We start from the raw sequence: 21392 nt of genomic DNA, 5'->3' as shown, positions 1-21392 counted from the left end.
TTGCTTGAAAGAGATGAAAGAAAAAAATGGAAATCTATTATGCACCTTTCCAATATGTAAATGAACGAGCCAAAGTGGTGATTGTTGGAATCACTCCTGGTTTACATCAAATGAAGAAATCCTATACTACCGTGATCAATGCAAAAGGCCATATACACGATGATGAAGAGATCCTACACGAAGTAAAAAGAATTCAAGCTATGAAGGAACTATGAGAAAAAATTTGGTTCAAATGTTAGATGAGCTTGGGTTAAACCCATCTGGAGGAAATGGCCATCGACACAAACAATTTGCAGAAAATAAAGAGCAAATGCAAAAGATACTCCAGAATTATTTTTCAAAGGGAATTACCGTTTAACTGTTTCTACTTTAGGGTAAGCAATAATTTTATGGTAAGCATAATCGCTTCTCACATAATCCGTCATTCAAGGTGAAACTGGAATAGAAGATACAATGCTTCTTAGCAAATACCTCTATATTTACTCACAACAAAATGTAAGAAAACATGTTAGTGGAATAGTTAAAATAGAATAATTTCTCTAGTAGAATAAATAATCTTTGAATTGATATGGAAGGGACAAAATGAGTTTTTTATTTTATTTCGGCTGTGGCCGATTTAAGGAAGAGGCCACAGCCGAACTAAGTTACTGGGTCACTAAATCACAATCACACCTATGGACAATCCTAGAGCACCGGCAGGGGGGACATTAACATCGGTAGTCATCTGTCACGAAGTTCATTTATTTTTTTCGTAAGCTCATTAAACTTCTTGTCGAGTTCTGTATACGCTTTATCTTTTGAAGTCATAAAGCTGAGCTTTCCTAAAACCTCTTGTCTTTCTGTTTCAAGTGTTAATCGTAGTTCCTCCAGATCATCTCTTTTTGAGGATGATTCAAACAATTGCTTTTGTATACGATTATCCGAAATGACGAGTTTGCTGCTTGTCGTTTTTTCGAGAAAATATCGATCATGCGAAACGACGATCAGTGTTCCAGTATACTGTGCTAAGGTATCTTCAAGTTGTTCCCGTGAAGCTAAGTCTAGGTGATTTGTCGGCTCATCCAAAATAAGCACATCTTTTTCTTTTAATATATATTCCATTAACTTACATTTCACACGCTCACCCATACTCATATTCCTAATGGGTTCTGTCCAATGAGATGTCATGAATCCTAAATGCTTCATTAAAGTTTGAACTCTACCTCTTGCCTCGAATGTTTCTTTATGAAATAGCTGTGCTGGTGTTTGATCAAGAGGTAAATCAAACACTTCTTGCGTCAAATAGCCAATTTTTGAAGATGGTGAAATCCATACATCGCCCGAAAAAGTTTCATGTCCAAGAATTATTTTTAATAATGTAGTCTTTCCACTACCATTGGGACCTATTACTGAAACCTTCTCACCATGCTGAATCGTGAAATTGACGCTTTTAAATAGTGTTCGCCCGTTAAAAGACTTAGTTAAATTCTTAACTTCCAAAAAACGTTTGCCGGATTTGTTGTTTGCTTTAATTGAAAAGCGGACAGTATAATCTGACTCAACAGGCTCAGCTTTTGCTTTTTCAAGCTCTTTTTCAAGACGCTTTTGTTTAGATTTTACTTGTGCATCCATTCGCTTTGCTTTTACGCGATAGTATTCTTTAACTCCTTCCTTTTTCGTCGATTGGGCATGGGCTTTTTTCGACCAAGAAGTGATTTCCTTCATTTGTCCTTCGATCCGTTCAACCATTTTTTGCTGTTTTTCATATTCACGTTGTTGCGTAAGTCTTTTCTGTTTGCGAACCTCCATATAACTCGAATAATTCCCTCTGTGTTCAATTATCTTTTTACCTTCGATCGACCAAATTTTCGTTGCAACAGCATCCAAAAAATAACGATCGTGAGAAACAAAAATAATGGTACCTTTATAATTTTTAATTTGTCCATTGAGGAATTCTAAACTTTCCGCATCAAGATGGTTTGTCGGTTCATCCAATAGTAAAAGGTCTGCATCTTTTGAAAGACCTTTTGCAAGTCGGGCTTTCAGTTTTTCTCCACCGCTTAATTGCGCGAAGTCATGGCTTGGTACATGCATTTTATCTAGTAATTTGACTTCAAAAGGGGTCTTATCTTCGAAAGAATGCGATTCAGTTTCTTGTTCGACCATAAAAACTTTCAAGTCTTGCTGAAGCCATTGAATTTGTCCTTGTGCAGGCACTAAGTCATTATTAATCAATTGCAACAACGTAGATTTACCGGCACCATTTTTGCCGATGACACCGATGATATCCCCTTGTTGAACACTGGCGTTTACATTTTCAAAAATGGTAAGGTCCATTACTTCATAGCTAATATTGGCTAATTTTAATAGTTCTTTCATATAATCCATCCCTCTCCTTAAAGGGAGAATAAAAAAAATCCTCCCAGTTCATTTGGAAGGATTAGTCGTACCTGTGCATGATCAAATAAGAGCTATTTTCAATATAGCTCGACAATTTATAGAAAATGGGCAGACTAATCCTATTTCGTTTGATTTGAAATATGTGATTTCAAATTTTTAAAAATAAGATTAGTTAATCATCGGCCACCCATCATCCCTTCTGCTATTAATGAAATCAGTATAGCATAAAATAATCTTTGAAAACAAAAGTAAGCAGCATAAATAGTTTACTTTCAAACTAAATTTAACGATTTATTAATGATTTTACTCAATCATGTATCTTATTATAAGGTGGGTAATAGTCCTGTAGCATGGGGTGTTTATAAGGGCTGTGTGATAAAATCATACACAACCATAGGGTTGTTCCCTTGAGGAGGATATTAATATGGAAAGAAATATAAAGGGAATCGATGTTTCACATTGGCAAGGTACTATTAATTGGAATGAAGTTGCAAAGGCCGGCGTGAAGTTTGTATTTATTAAAGCAACCGAGGGAACGAGTTATTCTAAACTCTCTTATTTTAAAGAAAATGCCCCTCAAGCTTTGACAGCGGGATTGAAAGTCGGGGCCTATCATTATGCAAAGTTTGCTACTGTTGCAGAAGCAAAGGCTGAGGCTGCTTATTTTCTGGATTCGATAAGCTCTATTGCTCTAAACTATCCTGTTGTTCTTGACCTTGAAGAAAATAAAAAAGAGGCAAAGAAAGAAACGCTGACAGATGCAGCAATAGCTTTTTTAGAAGCTATTGAAGAGGCTGGATACACGGCTATGCTGTATACAGGTAAATACTTTCTCGAAAATACTTTAGATGAATCAAGGTTTACGAACTACGCTTTGTGGATTGCCAGATACAACAGCACGTTGGGACGCAGCACAGATATTTGGCAGCATTCTGATTCAGGTAAGATAAGCGGGATCAGCACAAAGGTGGATTTGAATATAGCCTATAGGGATTTTACAAATACAATAAATACTTTTAGGACGCACAACTCCCGTGCATTGAATAACGAAACATCCACAACTTATACTGTAACAAAAGGCGACACGCTTAGCTTCATTGCAAAAAAACATAAAACAACGGTAAAATCTCTTGTTAGTCTTAACGGAATTAAAGACCCCGACAAAATTTATATCGGTCAAAAATTAAGGTTGAAATAAGTAAAGGCTCTTCTCATTACGAGAGGAGCTTATTTTTGATATTCCTTATATTTCTTTAAGTTCGTCAATTGCTACTTCTGATCTTTCCTCTAATGGTCCTCTTAGATGAACTGTAGCCGTTCTTCCATCTTCATTTAAATTATCAATCCATACTGAAGTGCCATTATATCTCACCTCAATGTCAGATGAAGAAGAAAGTATCTGTTTTACACGATTAACATCCACATAAATCCCTCCCTGCTAATTAGTCTACCTATTATTTGGGGAAAGACTGAATTTTATTCGTTTTTAAGGATAGTAAAAAATTAACCCTTCTAGCGTTTCATGTACTTAATAAAAAGGTGACAATTCTTAATCTTAAAAATATTGGGTAAATCTGCTAGAATGGATATGATTGTAAAAATGAATTCGAGGTGATTAATATGAAAAGACTTAAGGTCCTGGCAGTCCTTTTAATACTAATTGGTGCAGCCGTTCTGTTTACATGCTTGCAACAACCAAGTGAAGCCAATGCTGCCACGGTTAACCTAAACATTAAGAAGCTTGACGTCGATGAATTTTTTGCTGAACGCGACGGAACTTTCATATTACGTGAAATGAAAAAAGGCAGGACTTTCATCCATAATAATGATCGAGCTGAACAAAGTTTTGCGCCGCAATCGACATTTAAGGTGCCTAATGCACTCATTGGATTACAGGTAGGGGCTGTTGAAGATGAATATGACATTAAATATTGGGACGGAGTGAAACGGGAAATTGAGGTTTGGAACCAGGATCATACGCTTGGGTCTGGTCTAAGGAACTCCGTTGTTTGGTACTATCAAGCCATGGCCCGTGACATTGGAAAGAGTCGAATGGAGGAGTGGGTTCATAAGATTTCATATGGCAACGAAGATATTAGTGGCGGAATCGATCAGTTTTGGCTAAGTAGTTCACTCAAAATTTCATCCATTGAACAAGCGGATTTTATGGAAAATTTATATACAGAGAAACTTCCTTTTGATAAGGATGTCATGAAAACCGTAAAACGGATGATGATCCAATCTGAAGGGGACAACTATACGCTTTACGGAAAAACAGGACAGGGGTCAAACATTGGCTGGTATGTTGGCTTTATTGAAACAAAGGATCGTGACTATGTCTTTGTAACGAATATCTCCGGTACTTCAGCAGACGCTAAAAACATCACAATGGACATTTTAAAGAAATATCATTTAATGGCAGAGTAGGTAGGGACTAATACCTCATTTGGTAATTCAACCGAGGTGATGCTTACCGAACTTAATGAAATATTTGGATTAGTCAAATTGAAAATTTAAATTCCAATCTTTTTCAATGGGAACTAAGTGTAAGCATAAAAGAATATAGTATAGAGTTAACGGATGCTTTACTTCAATAAGGGAGTTGCTTCGGCAGCTCTTTTTCTTATGGAGCTAACAGGACGGAAGTGTTGAATAAGGAAGTTGATACATGGGACAATATTGAAGAGAAAGTGTTGGAGGGTTTGAAGGTAATTACACATACTTTAACATGCTTATAGGGGGTATTATGGAACTATCGTTATTATTGGAATATGGCTGGGTTTTAATTATTTTAATTTTTTTAGAAGGTTTATTATCTGCTGATAATGCATTGGTTTTAGCCATTATGTCAAAGCATTTACCAAAAGAACAGCAAAAAAAAGCGATCAATATTGGATTGCTATTGGCATTTATTTTTAGGATTGGTGCCATCTTTATTATTTCGTACCTTTTCCATGTTTGGCAAGTTCAGGCAATCGGGGCTGCATATTTGATTTTCATTGCATTAAAGCATTTACTAAAAAAGGACCATGGGGACAAAGAGGAAAAAGGGAAAAGCTACCGTATGACCGTTGCACAAATTGCATTAGCTGATATTGCTTTTGCTATTGATTCCATTTTAGCTGCAGTCGCTCTTGTCATTGCCTTGCCAGATACACCAATGGGTGATATAGGAGGTATGGATGGGGCAAAATTCATTGTTATTTTATTAGGAGCAATTGCAGGTTTAATCGTCATCCGGTTTGCAGCAGGGTACTTCGTTAAGATACTGACGGAGCGACCTAGCCTCGAAACGGCAGCCATGTTAATCGTTGGTTGGGTAGGGGTTAAGTTATTAATGCATACCCTTGCGCATCCATCTGTGCACATTATCCCTCACGATTTTGTTGAAGGACCCATTTGGAATATAATCTTTTGGTCAGTCATGCTTCTTATTGCTGTAGGCGGATGGTTTTTATCTGGAAAAACAGAAAAAAAAGGTGAAGGTTAATAAGGATATTCAATTGTAATGAATAAAAATTTCAAAAAAATAAAGACCGATGTAAAACTTCGGTCTTTATTTTAATTTTAGAGCTAAAAAGTTTTGGCGGTAGATTGAACTTTATTATATACATACCTGTGATTGAACTTTTTTACATTATGAAGCAAAGAAAATTTGACCCTTTGCAATTGCAAGGAAAATACTAACGATAGTTGTATTCAGTTTTTCAAGCTCTAGTAACTGTAACAGACCTATTTGATGAAGAACTAATAAAAAATGCCGATTTTACTTTAATAGACCTAAGCGAAATCCATAAACGACTACTTGTGTACGGTTTTTAGCTTTAAACTTTGTCATTAAACTGCTTACATAATCTCTAACGGTATGCTCGCTTAATTGCAATAATTCGGCCATTTTTTTATTGTTATATCCCTCTGCCAGCAAATTTAGAATCATGGATTCCCTTTCCGTCAATTGTATGTCGGAACCAAATGATACCTCATCATCCTTTCTTGATAAATATAAACCTAGCCGTTTTCCGACCTGATCAAGTAAAGTCAGTTCATCTATTGAATAATCGAATTCCTCTCCTAATTGATCGAAGGTCAGCCAACCGAACACTTGCTGTTCATGAACAATGGGTACAAAAATGACCGATGAAAGATTAAATAACTGTATATGTTCCTCTTTAATGTAATTATGGGGATCCTTTAAATATACCGGTTTTTTGGAATTGAACACCATGGATTGCTTCAAGCTGAGTTGGCCCCTCATGCTTTGAACCTTTGGCAACTCCGATCCAATGGTCCCGTACCATTGATTGGACCAAGGAATATAAGCATAAAAAACACATCTTTTATAGTTAAAGAATTCTTCACATTTTTTTAGGATAAAAGCAAAATCTTTAAATCCTGCTGAGTTAATCAGAAGTTCATCTAATTGGTCCAGTAGCTGCAGTCTTTTTAGTTCTGCATTCTCTTGAATGGTTTTAGAATGCTGCCCAGGTTCGTCATCCACCCATTTGTTATAGCTATGGATAAGATGAGAGAAAATGGATAATAAGAACATAAGAATGGATATGGTTTGGGCATGTTTCAGGTTTACCATTAAGGTAACGATGGCCTTTTCAAAGATTAATCGGAACATACTGAAATGATTCACATTTAAAATGGGTAAATGTGATTGCAGCCATGTGTCCAAATGCTTTTCGGAAGTGTCTCTTATGTCCTCGATGTTTGGAGCGGATAAAAATAGTAAAAATGAGTCCAGTAAGGATTGTATCATCTTACGTTCAGGTTCTAATATGAAGGGCTCTAGATTCAAATAAATATTGATATTTTCTTCAATCTGTTTGTTATGACTTTTTATGAATAATATGAATTGCCGAAATGTTATTTCTTCATATGCATGTAAAGGTTGAGCCATGCGAATTCCTTCTCCTTAAACAAAATGCCCCTATAAAAGGGGGAGGCTTACCCTATTATTGTACAGCACTTTATAGGATAGTATTTCAAATTGTGAGGAGTAGAATAAAGGTATGAACATACAATGAAGCTTTTTATTGGCTTTTCTATTTCATAAGGATTGCTTATTGTAGTCAGCTTTCATTGAATGGTATATGAATCATCGTCTAGGGAGAACCTCTAGGGATGAGGATTTCTGGTTCTCGAGGAATCTGTTGCATAGAAAAAAGTAAAGGAGATCTGGATATATGATGAGACTTGAAAACAAAGTGGCGATCGTAACAGGGGGAGCAAGTGGGATTGGAGCCAGTACGGTTCAATTATTTGCAGAAGAAGGAGCAAAGGTGGTCATTGCAGATTTTGCAGATCATGGACAAGCTGTATCAGATGAGTTAAATGGAAAAGGGTATGATACTCTTTTTGTTAAAACCGATGTGACGAATGAAAATGACATTAAGAATATGATCGAAGAAACGGTTAACAAATATGGAAAACTGGATATCATGTTTGCAAATGCAGGGATTGCAAGAGACGGAAACATACATGAGTTAAGCTATGAGCAATGGCAAAGAACAATTGATATTAATTTATCCGGTGTCTTCCTATCTGATAAATATGCGATAGAGCAAATGCGGAAACAATCCACTGGTGGTGCCATTGTCAATACAGGCTCCATCCATAGCCATGCTGGGAAACCGGGGGTAACAGCTTATTCTGCAGCAAAAGGCGGGGTTAAGCTATTAACACAAACGTTAGGTTCGACTTATGCGAAAGATGGCATTCGTGTCAATGCAGTTTGCCCAGGTTATATCGATACACCACTTATTGCGGAAGCGCAAGGTGAGATACGACAAGGTTTAATCGATTTACATCCAATCGGCCGTTTAGGCAGAGCGGAAGAAGTGGCTAAGGCTGTTCTCTTCCTTGCAAGTGATGATGCATCATTTGTAACAGGCACAAGCCTTATTGTAGACGGCGGATATACGGCAGTATAAAGCTTTTACACCCAAGGATTAATCGGTGGTTCTCAATCGGTACACTTCGTTTGATGCACTAGTTACATTTATTTTAGAGCTTTTTCCGTAAGATGAGCATTCATACGGAAGGGCTCTTTTTTACATTTAACCCCTCGAAATTCTTTCCACTACGTTACAGTCAGCCATTTACCGTTGACAGGCGTTTTTGTATTTCCTTTACGATAATAGGACTATATTATATTGATCCATAGAGTGTTTATGCCGCGAATGTTGTTTTACAATGAGGTGCTTTTCAAGTAGTAGGAATAACTTTTAAAAAACAGTGAAAAATATCATAGTCGATAAAAATTATTGATAAAGGCGGATGATAAACATGACAACGGTACGTGACATTATGACCAAAGATGTGAAGGTATGTGCACCACATGATTCTGTAACAGCAGCAGCAAGAATTATGCGAGATATCAATTGTGGTTCCGTTCCAGTATGTGAAGGTAAGAAAGTCATAGGCATGATTACAGATCGTGATATCATTTTGAATTGTGTGGCAGACGGTAAAGATTGCAATACTTCTCATTGCCATGATTCTATGACTTCGAATGTAATCACTTGTGATCCGGATACAGATGCACACGAATGTGCCCGTATGATGGCCGATCATCAAATCCGTCGTATTCCTATTGTAGAAAATGATGAAATTGTTGGTATTTGTGCTATTGGTGATCTTGTAACAGTGGATATTCATGTTAATGAAGCTGGTGAAGCGTTAAGTCACATTTCTGAATCTACTCATTTAGAACATTAATCGATGCAAAAAATGGATCCATGAGCGGTCTAGGGTTTTACCCAATCTGACGCATGAGATAACCAATTAAAGTTGATAAAGTTCATCTTTTATTCTTAACGGTCCGGATGATTTTCCTTTATTCGATTGAGAAACGGGTACAGTCAGAAACATAGGGTTCTTAAAGTATATTTTCGGATTTGTTTCCTGGCTCCAATGATAAAAATAATTAAAGAATTGTAAATAAACATTATAAAAATTCCAAATCAAAATGAGGTCAATATAATGAACAAACAACGAGCAAAAGAGATTGCGGCTTCACCAGTTATGGCTAATGTAACCCACAATGAGGTTCCAATCTATATTCAAAATGTGGATGAAAATAATGAAACAGCTAGAATCTATCCTCTTGATGAACCAGAGAATGAACAAGAGGTCCCTTTATCCAATTTAAAAGAATAGCCCATCAAGTGAGAGCGTGTTACTTGGGTCACTGGCTTGTCGTAATTGAATGTATAAAAACCCCTTGAGACCAAGGGGTTTTTATCATGATGCAAAGGTCCTGAATATCGTAGGCTTCAACTTCATAAACCTAGCGCATGAATCCAACATGCTACTTTAAAGGGCATTCCTTCTTCACGTTCTATCCTAAAACTCTCGTAATCTCTTGTTGAGGTGAATGATTTCATCAGTCGTTTTCTTTTTTGCGACAATCCCGAATGGCTTATATAACAGCCTTATTCAATGACTATCGTAGCCTGCTTGCACCTCTTTTGATAATTCGATTTAAAGTCTTTTGAATGTACCAGAAACATCTAAATACTGAACTCTAAATCACTCAGGAAATACCTTATCCAAAACTGCTTGGAATTTTAGTTTAGTTTGTACAAATATGCATGCTGCTGCCTTATAATGTTACGTAGGTCTAGAGCTGGATCAATCGCCTATTTCATCCATGTAGTATCGCACCTTCGCTTGTTAAACGAGATCTAGTCACAACCAATTTCTACAAGTAGGGGCGAACTATTTAGTTGACGGAATCATATCCCATAGGGGCGGACGCTACGTTAACATACTAACCAAAGTCTTTTTAGGGAGGAAGCAAATGAAGGTAAAAAAAATACATCATGTAGCGATAATTTGTTCCGATTATGAAAAATCAAAAAACTTCTATGTAAATGTTTTAGGGTGTGATATCGAGAAGGAAACATATCGGGCAGAAAGGAAGTCGTATAAATTGGATTTAATGGTCGGAGGGGAATATCAGCTGGAATTGTTCTCATTTCCTGAAAGCCCCAATCGTCTAAGTTATCCAGAAGCAAAAGGGCTAAGACATCTTGCTTTTGAAGTGGAAGATATTAATCAAGCTGTTAAAGATTTGGAAAAAGAAAACATTCCAGTCGAACCTATCCGTGTTGATGAGTTAACAGGAAAAAGATTTACTTTTTTTTGTGATCCGGATGATCTGCCACTTGAAATATATGAAAAGTAGGAATTACAAGCTTAGCTAGGAAGATGAGTGAACTTTAAGGCATGAAGTCTGTTAGGAGAGGTGATGGTTCGGGAATTGAGGTAAACTTTATTTTTTTTAGTTGATTTCAATAGATGAATACGATGATTTAAAGAAGTTAGTTATGCCAATTAAACTATGAAGCTTCCCTATGATATGTCGATACTAATAAATTTATCTCCACTTGCATTCCATATTTCGATAATAGCTGAAATAATCACCAGCTATAATAGCTATAGATCGGTCATTTAAATATGTCAGGAGATAAAAAAATGAATGTTTTCAAATTTACATTGTTGATACTTTTAACGACATTTTTAATGGGTTCTTCTTTTGCGGTAGTTAAAATTGGTCTACCTTATTCATCGCCATTATTATTAGCAGCATTACGCTTCACACTTGCCGGGTTCATAATGGCGATGATCGTAATCTTGTTAAGAAGACCGCATCCAAACACTAAAGGGGATTGGATAAAAATGCTTATTATTGGCACTTTTCAAACAGCCGGAGTAATGGGGTGCATTTTCCTGAGTTTACGCACTATTACAGCAAGTGAATCCTCTATTCTTACTTTCACGAACCCGTTACTCGTTGTTGTATTCGGTACAATTTTTTCACAAACACGCTATAAACTATATCAATGGATTGGAGTTTTATTAGGATTAGTGGGAGTAATTATTACGATGGGAGCGCAACTTGAATTTAAGATTGGCATTCTTTTCGGCATTCTTTCTGCTATTTTCTGGGCCATTTCCACTTTATTGGCGAAAAAATGGGGAGCGATTTTCGATACATGGGTTTTATCTGCCTATCAGATGCTTTTTGGTGGTTTACTGCTTTTACTTGGCAGCTTTACTCTTGAGAAACCATTTTTCATAATTAGTGGAAATTCGTTATTCATTTTATTATGGTTAAGTATCATGTCATCGATTGTGCAATTTGCAGTTTGGTATTACCTTTTACAAAAGAGTGATCCGGGAAAAACGAGTGCCTTTTTATTTTTGGCACCTTTCTTCGGTGTATTATCAGGATGGGCACTATTAGGTGAAAAGATATACACTTCACTCCTAATTGGCGGACTGTTTATTATCATAGGCATCTATCTTGTAAATGGCCAGTTCCAAAAGGAAAATAAATTAGTTAAAAAAGCTTTAGAGTAATCGTAGGATTGTTCTAAGCTGCAAAGGACAGAAATTCCCTCATGGTGAAAAAGAAAGAGCCCCTTTTCTATCCACTAATGAGGGAATATCATATTATACCTCTATACAAAAAACTTCTTTAAATCCTTCTTTCCCTTCAGGTGTTACTTTTACTGCGCGAATAGATGGAACACGGACTATCCAGCCTAAATCAAAAAAATGTGTAAGGAGTCCATTTCCTAAAGCTCCACCAAGATGATGATGACGTTCACTCCAGTCTAAACAAGAATGGGAAAATGAACGGCGTTTTCTTCTTAAATCAAGTAAATCGATGCCGAATTCAGAAAAAAAATGATCTCCTTTGGGTGTAACTGCAAATTCTCTCTCTTCTTTTTTCAAATATCCGGCTTTCAACATCGATTCAGTTAGATCGACTCCTAGTTTTCCGGCCAAATGATCATAGCAAGTTCTGGCTTCCTGAAGCATTTTAACTTGGCTTGATTGTTTTAACGACCGAACTTCAGGCGGTGGGGAAATGGCAAGAAATGATTCTAAAATGCGCGCAATTTCTCCATTTGCTAGCTGATAGTAACGATGTCGCCCGTGTTTTTCAACATTAATAAGGTTCCCTTCCACTAATTTTGAGAGGTGAAAGCTGGCGGTTTGTGGTGTTATTACAGCCATCAATGCTAATTCACCTGCCGTATGAAAACGTCCGTCCAGTAAACTTGTAAGTATTGTTGCACGTGACGTTTCCCCAAGGAGGGAGGCTACCTCCGCCATATTTGGATTTATACTCAAAATAGTTACCAACCTTTCTGCCGATAGATTAGTTAAGTTTTAGTTAATAAGCTGAACGCCAATTAATTAGCATTAAAAATAGGTAAACTTATACTTCCATTATACAGTACCGCTGTCCTAGTGATATTCGGTAATTCACGATTTCTGCTTTAATTAAATTTGAAAAAGGATATTGGACCCCACAATAAAAGCGGATAGTGTTTATTTCGTATTTTTTCGCGGCATATATGCAGAATGAAAACGGCCGATAAAATGGTCCAAATCGCAGTGAAGGGAGTAATCATAGATTATAAAAGATTTGACGTATCCATGAAGACTTAAAATCCGTTGGCACCCTATTGAATTTCACTTCACCGAAAGGCTTGACGGGTAATGAAAAAGGTTCAATTGTTTCCAGAATACTGGAAGGTTTTTGACGATCTATATTCGAAGGTTTTTTTTGATGTAAAAGGAAGATCCTACTTCAGATGCGGCATTAACAGCCAGGGAATGTATCCTAATTAAGTGGCATTAAAGTAATACAAATGAAAAAAGGACAACTTCACCAACAGAATCCTCACTCGAAAGAAATTAATGGTCTTTGCTTTTAGTGAACATTTTTTAACATAACTTTTATAAACGGTTAACCGTGGTTTTAATTTGGAAGCAGGAGAAGTGTTTTTGTCTAACCAGAAATAATAATGAAATGGAAAAGGGGAAAGACCCAGGTGTCAAGAACATTATATTTTGAGTCGTTTATATAAGGATTTTATTGATAAAATGAATGAGATAAATTGGGGGCATCCGTTAAATTGGGTGCTTTTTTATTGGGGAGAGATTATGAAATCAGGAGAGGTTAAAAAGAAGACTGTAAAGAAGAAGGACTGTCTACCTTTGGATAAGCGTTTTTTACTGAAGTATATTCTTTGTAAACTAGGCATACATTCTTACATGTTCACTAATGTAAACGTTCCTTAATAGTCTTGGAATAAATACCGGTGAATAGTCCCTTTTGTAGAATTTAGTAGTCAAAAAGGAGGGAATGAAGAATATGAAAATATCAGACGTTGGATTTAAAGGTCAAGTTTTTGGATTTATAAAGTTCACACCTTTTGTGGAAAGTTTTTTGTCTGGAGATTTATATATGAATAATTTCAAAAAGTATATTGATATAGAAAGTGCTTCAGGAGAAAAAGGTGTAGGAGACAAATTTGAAGCAGCACATGTTTTTACGGAATTAACCATGAATTTCTTTACTCAAGATACCAATGAATTAATAATGTCGGGGCGAACTAAAAAAATGAATTTCAGAAAAAATATAAATGAAAAAAGACCATTATATTGTATGTATGCAATTGTTGGCGATATGTTAAAAGTGGTTAAAGAGGATGAAAAATATTACTATACCAAATTTGATTTACCTAATGAACAAATCGATAAAATGATCAGGGAGTTCGGAGATAGCTTAATTTTTGTTACCCCATCGCAATTTATTGACAGAATTACTAGAACACTCAATGAAAAAGGTTATGCTTACAGAGGGGGCTTGGTAAAATATGATGATTATAACATCAATTCCTCAGCTAGGATGAGCTCTTATAAAAATCAAGGGACTGATATTTATTTTTGGAAAGATAAATATTTTGAAAATCAATATGAATATCGCATAGTTCTCACAGATCAAGAAGTTGATGAAGCCTTAATTGTGAACATAGGTGATATTTCAGACATTAGTACTATTTTTAATGCCAATGAATTTTTCAGTGATAAATTTGAAATAAGATTACGAAAGAAAGGAAATCTAAGCATCCATTAAATTGGGTGCTTTTTATTTGCAGGAGGGATAAAGAAAATATTGAGCTCTTTAAAGAATTAAAAAGAAGAGTTAAATTAACCGGAAATTCTAGGGTTATTGCATCCACATGGTTAAGGCAAAAAACATGAATTATAATAACTCATTTAAATTCACTAGTATTGTTATCGGTAATTTAAAACGAAAAAAAAGAAAAACTTACCTAATGGGTAAGTTTTTTGGATATAAAGTTATTTTTTATTCCTATACACATGCCTTTTTAATCTGAAAGTATCCGTATATCTAGTTTTAGAATATTAATTGTAAGTCCTCGCACACGAACCTTACGATGCATATGCTTAAAAAGAATAGGTTCATCAAAAGGTGAACTCTGCATAAAGTCAAAAATGATCGAGGTTACTTTTTTTCGTTACTTCGAGAGATAAACGCGCGCTTCATAAGGTTTTAATGTATTAGAAGAAATTTCATCACTGTTTTGATCCGCGTAGTTATTGATTAGCAGTTGTCTAGCTTCACAGCTAATGTGTTCTGGTAATTCAAAGTAGGCTGCTTCCCCTGTAAAGTTGCAAATAACAAGTAATGTTTCGTTATCTAAAGTACGTATATACGCATAAATTTGCTCATTTTCTTTTAAAATAAGATCATATGCACCGTACACAATTACGTCATATTTTTTTCTTAACTTAATTAGTTTTTGATAGTAGTAAAAGATAGAATTCGAGTCTTCTAATGATTGTTTCACATTAATTTCTCTATAGTTTGGATTTACTTTTAACCAAGGAGTACTTGTTGTAAAACCAGCATTTTTACTATCGTCCCATTGCATAGGAGTTCTAGCGTTATCACGGCCTTTAATATAAATGGATTCCATTACTTTAGCTTTATCCTCTTGACCCTCTATAACTTTTTCACGGTACATATTCAGAATCTCAATATCCTTATAATCATCAAGACCAAATTTAACATTTGTCATACCTATTTCCTCACCTTGATAAATATAAGGCGTTCCCTGCATCATATGAAGGAATGTTCCAAGCATTTTTGCGGATTCTACTCGGTAAGATGTATCATTGCCAAAGCGAGAGACCATTCTTGGTTGATCATGGTTGTTTAAATAAAGGCTATTCCATCCTTTTCCTTCCAATCCTTTCTGCCATTTTGTCATGCATTCTTTAAGATCGTCCAGCTTTAAAGGCTTTACATCCCATTTTCCGCCTGGTCCTGAGTCTAAATCCATATGTTCGAATGTGAAAATCATATTTAGTTCAGTACCTTCACTATTCGCATACTTAGTGGCATCTTCAACGGATGCCCCAGGACATTCGCCGACTGTCATCATGTCATATTTCGAAAGTACCTCACGATTCATCTCTTGTAGATACTCATGCACACGAGGACCATTCATAAAGAAATCGCCACCCCAGTCGTATCGCTTTCCGCCTGGAGTGCTGGGCAATCCTTCCGCTTTGGAAATGAGGTTAATCACATCCATTCGAAAACCATCAATGCCCTTATCAAGCCACCATATCATCATGTCATGAATTTCTTTTCTTACTGTAGGGTTTGCCCAATTTAAATCAGGCTGTTTTTTGCTAAACAGATGAAGGTAGTATTCATCTGTTTCTTTATCATATTGCCAAGCTGGACCACTAAAAACTGATGTCCAATTGTTTGGCTCTTTTCCATCTTTGCCGGGGCGCCAAATATAGTAGTCTCTGTACGGATCATCTTTTGATGATCGGGATTCAATGAACCATTTATGTTCATCTGATGAGTGATTAACAACTAGATCCATCATTAATTTCATATTGCGTGAATGTAATCCTTCCAAAAGTTCATCCCAGTCATTCAGGGTACCAAACTCATCCATAATGTCTTGATAGTCACTAATATCATAGCCATTATCATCGTTTGGAGATTTGAAAACAGGTGATAGCCAAACGACATTAACTCCTAATTCATTTAAATAATCAAGTTTTGAAATAATTCCACGTAAATCTCCAATTCCGTCCCCATTACTATCCATGAAACTCCGAGGATAAATTTGATAAACAACACTTTCTTTCCACCATTTTTTCTCCAATTTCATCTTCCTTTCACTTCTAATTTGTTTCTTAATCAGTCTCATATTCCCCTTATTTAACAGCACCTTTTGTCACACCACTAATAATCCATTTTTGAGCTATGATATAAACAAGGACCATAGGGGAGAGTGCCATTAAATAGGAGGCAAATGCTAAGTTATAATTTGTTGTAAACTGTGACTGGAATACATATTGAACAAGCGGCAATGTCATCGAATCACGATCACTTAAAATAACAAGTGGTAACATAAAATCATTCCATGCCCACAAACATGTTAAAATTCCGACTGTTGCGTTTATTGGGCTTAATAATGGAAAAATAACTTTCCAAAATACTGTCCAAATACTTGCTCCATCTACATAAGCTGCTTCTTCTAATGACTTGGGAATCGAACGTATATAGCCCACATAAATAAAAATATTAAAAGCCAAACCGTATACAATATACAGAAAGATAAGTCCTGTCATATTATTTAATCCGAATAGGCTAGTTTGCTTTACAACAGGCAACATAATTATCGGAAAAGGTACAAACATCGCACTAACAAAATAGTAATAAAGCAACTTAAAGAATCGTCTATGCATATTCCGTGCAATGGCATAAGCCACCATCGAATTTGTCAGTAATGTAAGAGCAACTGTAAAAACTGTAACGATAAAGCTATTTTTAATAGATTGAAAAAAATTCGTCAGGCGAATGGCTTCAGCGAAGTTTTCCCATCTTAATGTATGAGGCAGAGACAAAAGGGATTTACTCATTTCATCTGGTGACTTGAATGCTGTCACGACTGTTAGGTAGAGGGGAAATAAGATAACCAGTGAGCAAAAAATTAGCAGTATGGTTATAGGCCAATTTACTTTTTTACTTTCCATTACATATCCACCTCACGTTTTTGAAGGAATTTAATTTGCAGGATTGATATAACCACAATTAAAATAAAGTAGATCACAGAATTTGCTGCCTGATAAGCGAACTCCCCCCCTGAGAAGCCCCCTTTATATATCAATACCGAAATGGCTTCCGTGGATTGACCTGGACCTCCATTTGTCATTGCAATAATATGGTCAAATACCATCAAAAAGTTTTTCATCGCAAGCACCATATTTATGGTGAAGAAAGATGCAATAAGTGGAAATGTAATGTGTTTAAAACTTTTCCATTTTCCCGCACCATCTAAACTAGCAGCTTCGTACAATTCAGTTGGAATCGTTTGTAATCCTGCTAAATAGAGAATGGTATTAAATGCAACGGCTTGCCATACAGCCACAATCACAATTCCAACCCATGCTAAATCTGGGTTACCAAGAATATTTTGTGTTAAAGATGTGATGCCCAACTTTTCAGCAATTTGAGGGATAAAAAATGCAAATAAATAATTAAAGATAAACCCAACGATTAATACGCTTAGAATATTCGGCACAAAAAACACAGCTCTAAGTGTATTTTGAAATTTAATCTTTGCATTAAGTCCTATGGCAATTGACAAACTAATGATATTTACGAGTAAAGTGGAAACAATGGCAAATTTAAATGTAAAGCCATAGGAAGCCAAAATACGTTGGTCTTGGAATAAATTCACATAGTTTTTTAAGCCAACAAAATTAAAATCCCCATACCCTTTATAATTTGTAAAACTATAAATCATCCCTTGAAAAACTGGAACTGTATGAAATACAAAAAATATTAAAAATGCTGGAAGCACCATCCAGTAATAGGCTTTGGATTGTTTAACCACTCGTTTTTCCCCCTTGTTATTCTCTCGCTTTGACTTTATTCCACTCATCATCCAGTTTTGAAAGGAACGGTTTGACTTCTCCTTTAATTAGAAAATCCTGTATTAAATTGGCTGCTTGCATACTAGCAGGGAAATAGTGTTCCGGAAAACTAGTGATTTTTTGTTGTACAAAATAAGGGTTTAACTCTTTTAAAGCTTCATCATTTTGTAAAACATTTTTAACTGCAGAAAAACTGTTTTGTTCTTTAATGTAATACTGTGAATTTTCCTTTTCTAATAAAAAATGAATAAACATTAACGCTTCTTTTTTATGTGGTGTATCTTTTGACATCGTTAATGCAGTATCTACACCTGATACGAGTTTGTTTTGAGATGAATCATTGGATGCAGGTAAGGGAAAGGAACCGAGTTTTATATTTGGGTTAATTGCTTTAATTGATGAGATTGCCCAGCTTCCTTGGATATACATAACTGATTCACCATTTGCAAACGCCCGATTGCCTGCATTATAGTCACGGCCAAAATTATCCTTATGACCATAATCGAGCAATGTAAGCATTTTTACTAAAGTTTCCTTGTAATGCTCTGTAAAAGTTGTTTTATTGGAATTGCGATCCTGGATAAAGTTGTCACCTTGCAAGTTTCCTGCTAAGGCATTAAATGAGACCATTGCAGTCCAAGCATCTTTATACGTAAAATAAAAAGGTAATTCTCCTTGTTTTTGAATCCGTTTTGAAACGTTAATTAGCTCATCCCATGTTTTGGGAACTTGTAACCCTAACTCTTTAAATTTATCCTTGTTATATAAAAGCATATTTGCATTCGTCGCAAAGGGAATTCCATTATCCTCATTATTCGTTCTACCTAATAAATTAAGCATATTAACATAGTCTGGTATAACTTTATTGATGGCTGAATCCTTTGAAAAATCATAAAATAATCCTTCTTCTGCAATATCGCCATACGTAGCATTGCCTCCGATCGCTAAAAGGTCTGGTACATCTTCTTTCACCAATCTCGTCCGTAATACCGTCTCGGAATCAGGAACGTTATTCTGTTCAATATCAATATTGGGGTGCAATTTTTCAAACCTTTCAATTAAATGATCAAATGTCGCTACAGCTTCCGGCTTATTTTGAAAAAATTCAATATGGATTTTTTCATCAGCTGTTGTTTGATTAGTACATCCTGTAAGTAAACTGGCTATAAATGCTGTAGTACAGAGGTAACGCCACTTATTCTTCATATACGTATCTCCCGTCTGAAAATTTCGTCTATTTTATGCATAAGTAAACGTTTACTCTAATGGAATCATCAATGATAGTAAACGTTTACGTTAAGCCGTTTATAATTGGAGTGATAATAGTGTAATCACCCCAACTTGTAACTTAACCTTTATTCGCTATATGAATGGACTGTATCACGCTCAGCAATATGATGAGGATAAAGCTGGTTTATTTTTAAAGATGGATCCAATAAAAGTTGAATGGAATCTTTACCCATCTTATATAAGGGCTGCGCTACCGTCGTAAGTGGGGGAATGGCCTTCTCAGCTGTAGCTGTATTATCGTATCCTATAATGGATATACTTTCCGGTACTCTAATTCCTTTTTTATATAAAAGTGATAAGGCTCCTACAGCCATTTCATCGCTTGCACAAAATACAGCTCTTACTTTTGGGTAACTTTTCAATAAATCGTCCATCCCCTTAATACCACTCTTGAAAGAAAAATCTCCATACGTGATCATTTCATTGGTCACTGTTATTCCCACGTGATTTAATGCGTCTGTAAAGCCTTTTACACGTGGAGTTGTTGAAATGATATCGCTTTTTGTTCCTGCAATCATTCCAATATGTGAATGCCCTTTTTCTACTAAATAGGTCGTGGCATCGTAAGCAGCTTGATAATCATCTACTTTAATAAAGGGAAGGGGATAGTCTGATTGTGTTGCCACTAATACAACCGGTACATTGTTTGTTTCAATCGCTTTATAGTAATCTAGCGTGATAAATTCACTGACGATAATAATTCCATCCACCCGTTTTTCATACAATGCCTGCAAGTAGTTGATCGTTCGTTTACCATCATGATTGGTTTTACATATCATTACACTGTAACCAAACTCATGAGCTTGTTCCTCAATTCCGGCTAAAACCTCACTTGCAAATAAATCAGATACATTGGGAACGAGTACACCTATCGTTTTTGTTTTGCGATTAATTAAACCTCTTGCAACGGCATTAGGTTGATAACCAAGTTCTTTGATTACCTTTTTTACTCGTTGTTGTGTTTCATCCGAGTAGCCAGGCAAATTATTTAAAATACGAGAAACAGTCGCAACGGATACATTTGCTTGCTTTGCTACATCTTTAATGGTAATCGACATGTTTCACCAACTTTCTACGTAAACGTTTTCTAAAAAACCTTAACATATAAATAAAGCGTTTTCAATACAATTTATTTCAAAATTTGAATATTCTAACTTTCGTCAAACGACTTGTTTCATATGTAAACATTTAATCCGTTAATTTCACGATTATGTGAATGAAAAATATATGAAGCATATATTTTGAAAAAGGGTTAATAGAGGTGGATGTAGATGTAAATGAAGGTTTTCGAAAACAAATGCCCCAGATAGAAAACGAAAACATAATATGATGTGATGTTACAACACATACACAATGATAAATATACAGTTGCAAATAGTTGGAGTGAAGAGAGGTTAACATAAGCGAAATCAAAAAACATTCACAGAAAACCGAAATTACCAACACAAAATAGGCGACTATTTCTGCCATCTTAGGGGAGAGAAACAGACTCGTTGGAGATGGGAAATGAAAGAAATCATAGGAAGCACAGCCTATAAAAAGAAGAGTTTCCAGGATAGAAGATGTGTCTTTAGAAAGCCGAAGTTCGTGGATAAAAGTAAGCGCAACTTCCGAAAGTTCACGTGAGATAGTTAAAAGATTGCTAATGCTAATTGTACAGGTAAAACAACATTCTTTCAGCTAACGGGCGCGGGTTTTATTCAAGAAGGAAGAAGCATAGTTTATCCGGACTGATCATCAATCGAATAAAAAATTTTCACCTTTGAATCTAAGCCCCAGATAAGTCATTCTATCCTTTGATTTGAAGTAGCTATTTGTGCAAGAATAGTTCCCTTTTTTATAGTAATTTTTCTGTCTGTACATGCTTTTCAAGCTTAGACACTCATTTTCCATAAACACTATACAAATATACCCAT

Annotated in this window: 19 protein-coding genes; 10 read left to right on the top strand and 9 right to left on the bottom strand. The window is 35.7% G+C overall.

The genetic code is table 11. The annotated features are described in order from the left end of the window. Nucleotides 1–26: 26 nt before the first annotated feature. Nucleotides 27–215 (top strand): hypothetical protein, encoded by a 189-nt coding sequence (locus tag QUF94_RS17535; protein ID WP_289316972.1) that lies wholly within the window; start codon nt 27–29, stop codon nt 213–215. 505 nt (nt 216–720) lie between these two features. On the opposite strand, the gene abc-f is transcribed toward QUF94_RS17535, so the two are convergent. After that, nucleotides 721–2358: a ribosomal protection-like ABC-F family protein gene (gene abc-f, locus QUF94_RS17530; RefSeq protein WP_289316971.1), complete on the bottom strand. Its 1638-nt coding sequence runs from the start codon at nt 2356–2358 to the stop codon at nt 721–723. Between the two features lie 445 nt (nt 2359–2803). Between abc-f and QUF94_RS17525 the strand changes: the two genes are divergently transcribed. Further along, nucleotides 2804–3577 (top strand): GH25 family lysozyme, encoded by a 774-nt coding sequence (locus QUF94_RS17525; protein WP_289316970.1) that lies wholly within the window; start codon nt 2804–2806, stop codon nt 3575–3577. Nucleotides 3578–3622: 45 nt separating this feature from the next. Here the strand turns inward: QUF94_RS17525 and QUF94_RS17520 are convergent, their stop codons facing one another. Beyond that, nucleotides 3623–3802 (bottom strand): H-type small acid-soluble spore protein, encoded by a 180-nt coding sequence (locus QUF94_RS17520; RefSeq protein WP_289316969.1) that lies wholly within the window; start codon nt 3800–3802, stop codon nt 3623–3625. A 197-nt stretch (nt 3803–3999) separates the two neighbouring features. Between QUF94_RS17520 and blaOXA the strand changes: the two genes are divergently transcribed. Continuing rightward, nucleotides 4000–4806: a class D beta-lactamase gene (blaOXA, locus tag QUF94_RS17515; protein WP_289316968.1), complete on the top strand. Its 807-nt coding sequence runs from the start codon at nt 4000–4002 to the stop codon at nt 4804–4806. Between the two features lie 319 nt (nt 4807–5125). Beyond that, complete coding sequence (locus QUF94_RS17510) at nt 5126–5869, top strand: TerC family protein (RefSeq protein ID WP_289316967.1); 744 nt, start codon at nt 5126–5128, stop codon at nt 5867–5869. A gap of 276 nt (nt 5870–6145) precedes the next feature. Here QUF94_RS17510 and QUF94_RS17505 read toward each other — a convergent pair whose 3' ends face one another. After that, nucleotides 6146–7285 carry a LuxR C-terminal-related transcriptional regulator gene (locus QUF94_RS17505; RefSeq protein ID WP_289316966.1) on the bottom strand — a complete coding sequence of 380 codons (1140 nt, stop codon included), beginning with the start codon at nt 7283–7285 and terminating at the stop codon, nt 6146–6148. A gap of 289 nt (nt 7286–7574) precedes the next feature. On the opposite strand from QUF94_RS17505, the gene QUF94_RS17500 reads away from it, so the two are divergent. From QUF94_RS17500 to QUF94_RS17475, 5 genes are all read left to right on the top strand, one after another. Continuing rightward, complete coding sequence (locus QUF94_RS17500) at nt 7575–8318, top strand: SDR family NAD(P)-dependent oxidoreductase (protein WP_289318421.1); 744 nt, start codon at nt 7575–7577, stop codon at nt 8316–8318. Between the two features lie 355 nt (nt 8319–8673). Beyond that, nucleotides 8674–9105, top strand: coding sequence for a CBS domain-containing protein (locus QUF94_RS17495; RefSeq protein ID WP_289316965.1), 432 nt, complete (start codon nt 8674–8676; stop codon nt 9103–9105). A gap of 264 nt (nt 9106–9369) precedes the next feature. Beyond that, nucleotides 9370–9546, top strand: a complete 177-nt coding sequence (locus QUF94_RS17490) for a small acid-soluble spore protein H (RefSeq protein ID WP_289316964.1) — start codon at nt 9370–9372, stop codon at nt 9544–9546. Nucleotides 9547–10189: 643 nt separating this feature from the next. Beyond that, nucleotides 10190–10576: an SMU1112c/YaeR family gloxylase I-like metalloprotein gene (gloA2, locus tag QUF94_RS17480; RefSeq protein WP_289316963.1), complete on the top strand. Its 387-nt coding sequence runs from the start codon at nt 10190–10192 to the stop codon at nt 10574–10576. 290 nt (nt 10577–10866) lie between these two features. After that, nucleotides 10867–11754: a DMT family transporter gene (locus QUF94_RS17475; RefSeq protein ID WP_289316962.1), complete on the top strand. Its 888-nt coding sequence runs from the start codon at nt 10867–10869 to the stop codon at nt 11752–11754. A 93-nt stretch (nt 11755–11847) separates the two neighbouring features. On the opposite strand, the gene QUF94_RS17470 is transcribed toward QUF94_RS17475, so the two are convergent. Further along, nucleotides 11848–12534, bottom strand: a complete 687-nt coding sequence (locus QUF94_RS17470; protein WP_289316961.1) for an ArsR/SmtB family transcription factor — start codon at nt 12532–12534, stop codon at nt 11848–11850. 1030 nt (nt 12535–13564) lie between these two features. Here QUF94_RS17470 and QUF94_RS17465 point away from each other — a divergent pair. Continuing rightward, a complete protein-coding gene (locus QUF94_RS17465) occupies nt 13565–14329 on the top strand; it encodes a hypothetical protein (RefSeq protein WP_289316960.1) in 765 nt (254 codons plus the stop codon). A gap of 406 nt (nt 14330–14735) precedes the next feature. Here the strand turns inward: QUF94_RS17465 and QUF94_RS17460 are convergent, their stop codons facing one another. The 5 genes from QUF94_RS17460 to QUF94_RS17440 form a co-directional block, all read right to left on the bottom strand. Then, nucleotides 14736–16409 carry a glycoside hydrolase family 13 protein gene (locus QUF94_RS17460; RefSeq protein ID WP_289316959.1) on the bottom strand — a complete coding sequence of 558 codons (1674 nt, stop codon included), beginning with the start codon at nt 16407–16409 and terminating at the stop codon, nt 14736–14738. A gap of 52 nt (nt 16410–16461) precedes the next feature. After that, nucleotides 16462–17283, bottom strand: a complete 822-nt coding sequence (locus QUF94_RS17455; RefSeq protein WP_063234577.1) for a carbohydrate ABC transporter permease — start codon at nt 17281–17283, stop codon at nt 16462–16464. Continuing rightward, the gene (locus QUF94_RS17450; protein WP_289318420.1) at nt 17283–18116 is read right to left on the bottom strand and encodes a carbohydrate ABC transporter permease; all 834 of its coding nucleotides are present in this window, start codon (nt 18114–18116) and stop codon (nt 17283–17285) included. The genes QUF94_RS17455 and QUF94_RS17450 overlap by 1 nt, the downstream gene beginning before the upstream one ends. Nucleotides 18117–18162: 46 nt before the next feature. Further along, nucleotides 18163–19392 carry an ABC transporter substrate-binding protein gene (locus QUF94_RS17445; protein ID WP_289316958.1) on the bottom strand — a complete coding sequence of 410 codons (1230 nt, stop codon included), beginning with the start codon at nt 19390–19392 and terminating at the stop codon, nt 18163–18165. Between the two features lie 149 nt (nt 19393–19541). Beyond that, nucleotides 19542–20534 carry a LacI family DNA-binding transcriptional regulator gene (locus QUF94_RS17440; protein WP_289316957.1) on the bottom strand — a complete coding sequence of 331 codons (993 nt, stop codon included), beginning with the start codon at nt 20532–20534 and terminating at the stop codon, nt 19542–19544. Nucleotides 20535–21392 lie beyond the last annotated feature (858 nt).

The sequence above is a fragment of the Peribacillus sp. NJ4 genome, assembly GCF_030348345.1.
Classification (GTDB): domain Bacteria; phylum Bacillota; class Bacilli; order Bacillales; family DSM-1321; genus Peribacillus.
Note: the sequence above shows the minus strand (reverse complement) of the source record. Positions and strands in the feature narration are given on the sequence as shown.

Excerpts from the sequence above, each read along its gene's own strand:
- QUF94_RS17450 (WP_289318420.1), bottom strand. The coding sequence starts at position 18,116 with ATGGTGCTTCCAGCATTTTTAATATTTTTTGTATTTCATACAGTTCCA.
- QUF94_RS17445 (WP_289316958.1), bottom strand. The coding sequence starts at position 19,392 with ATGAAGAATAAGTGGCGTTACCTCTGTACTACAGCATTTATAGCCAGT.
- QUF94_RS17440 (WP_289316957.1), bottom strand. The coding sequence starts at position 20,534 with ATGTCGATTACCATTAAAGATGTAGCAAAGCAAGCAAATGTATCCGTT.
- QUF94_RS17490 (WP_289316964.1), top strand. The coding sequence starts at position 9,370 with ATGAACAAACAACGAGCAAAAGAGATTGCGGCTTCACCAGTTATGGCT.
- QUF94_RS17475 (WP_289316962.1), top strand. The coding sequence starts at position 10,867 with ATGAATGTTTTCAAATTTACATTGTTGATACTTTTAACGACATTTTTA.
- QUF94_RS17495 (WP_289316965.1), top strand. The coding sequence starts at position 8,674 with ATGACAACGGTACGTGACATTATGACCAAAGATGTGAAGGTATGTGCA.
- blaOXA (WP_289316968.1), top strand. The coding sequence starts at position 4,000 with ATGAAAAGACTTAAGGTCCTGGCAGTCCTTTTAATACTAATTGGTGCA.
- QUF94_RS17510 (WP_289316967.1), top strand. The coding sequence starts at position 5,126 with ATGGAACTATCGTTATTATTGGAATATGGCTGGGTTTTAATTATTTTA.
- QUF94_RS17525 (WP_289316970.1), top strand. The coding sequence starts at position 2,804 with ATGGAAAGAAATATAAAGGGAATCGATGTTTCACATTGGCAAGGTACT.
- abc-f (WP_289316971.1), bottom strand. The coding sequence starts at position 2,358 with ATGAAAGAACTATTAAAATTAGCCAATATTAGCTATGAAGTAATGGAC.
- QUF94_RS17500 (WP_289318421.1), top strand. The coding sequence starts at position 7,575 with ATGAGACTTGAAAACAAAGTGGCGATCGTAACAGGGGGAGCAAGTGGG.
- QUF94_RS17465 (WP_289316960.1), top strand. The coding sequence starts at position 13,565 with ATGAAAATATCAGACGTTGGATTTAAAGGTCAAGTTTTTGGATTTATA.
- QUF94_RS17505 (WP_289316966.1), bottom strand. The coding sequence starts at position 7,285 with ATGGCTCAACCTTTACATGCATATGAAGAAATAACATTTCGGCAATTC.
- QUF94_RS17535 (WP_289316972.1), top strand. The coding sequence starts at position 27 with ATGGAAATCTATTATGCACCTTTCCAATATGTAAATGAACGAGCCAAA.
- QUF94_RS17455 (WP_063234577.1), bottom strand. The coding sequence starts at position 17,283 with ATGGAAAGTAAAAAAGTAAATTGGCCTATAACCATACTGCTAATTTTT.
- gloA2 (WP_289316963.1), top strand. The coding sequence starts at position 10,190 with ATGAAGGTAAAAAAAATACATCATGTAGCGATAATTTGTTCCGATTAT.